The organism is Paenibacillus sp. Y660, from assembly GCF_057221575.1.
On the sequence record NZ_JBXBBJ010000073.1, the window covers coordinates 1 to 1,214 of the forward strand.

Annotated in this window: 1 protein-coding gene; it reads right to left on the reverse strand. The window is 47.4% G+C overall.

Annotated elements, in window-relative coordinates:
- On the reverse strand, window positions 1–1,103 hold a 1,103-nt coding region (locus AC2TDN_RS26465), incomplete at its 3' end, for an IS110 family RNA-guided transposase (protein WP_484690728.1).
- Between the last annotated feature and the right edge of the window lie 111 nt (window positions 1,104–1,214).

The window sequence follows — 1,214 nt, forward strand, 5'->3', positions numbered from 1 at the left end:
TTCTTCGCTACCATAGGCATCACGCAACGGAACAACAAGGCTCTCAGTCGAGACCGTCCACGCTTGGTAATGCCGGTCTTTCCCTTCCGTTTACCGGAACTGTTCTCCTTCAGATTAAGGCCTGCCAAGCGGATGATCTGTTGCCCGTGATCGTAATGACTCAGATCGCCGACCTCAGCAAGGAACCCCGCAACGGTAACAGCGCCTACGCCTGGTATATTCAACATCTGCGTTGTTCCCGGAATCTCATCCAAGATAGCCATGACTTGATTCATTGTCGTTTCCACCTGTTTAGTGAAAAGCTCAAACTGGTCGAGTAAGCCCATAAGCTCCATTCTAGCGGCTCGTAATCCTTCTTTAAGTCCGATCGATCTCTCAGCTGTAGCAAAGAGTTTCTCAGCCCTTTTGATGCCTACTCCGCGCTTCACTTCCATTCTCCAGTGTGCGAGAACGCCTCTGGCGCCTGTAGAGACGATCTCTTCTGGTGTCGGAAATTGACGCATGGTCATCATGGACGCTTTGCCTTCCCATTCCTTAAACACGTTCAAATACTCAGGGAAATAGCGGTCGAACCAGTTCTGTACGCGTGCCTTCACTTGATTCAAACTCACCATAACCTTCTCGCGGAAATTCATGAGAATACGTAGTTCCGCATATTCCATCGACGGTAATTTGGGCTCCGAGTACTTTCCATTACGTATAAGGTCTGCGATTACCTTGGCGTCCTTGTAGTCGCTCTTCGTCGGTGAGTTGTCCTCGAGTTCTTTACTTTTGTTTACGTGATGCGGATTGACGATGACGATCTTGATGTCTTGCGCCTCAAGAAAAGCTGCTAATGGAAACCAGTAGTGCCCAGTCGGCTCAATGCCGAAAACAATATCTGTTTTCTCATGCGCCAGCTGCAGAGCTTTCATCCACGCCGTTAGCTTCGTTAATCCTTCTCGATCGTTATGGAACACACAATCTTTGCCAAGCTCTATGCCCCGAAAATCTACAGCTCGCGCTACATGAATCTTCTTTGCGATATCTGCTCCAACGACTAAAGTACCTTCCGTAATTCGCGTAATACGTTGATTCTGTTTCTGTTTCATCTTATACTTCATTTGTGCGCCTCTTTTCGTATGTGGGTTTGTCCTTCCCGGAACAATTCACAGTATACTAGAGGCGCATTTTTCATTCAAAGCTCAAATTACTTCATTACAGGAATGGCTCCT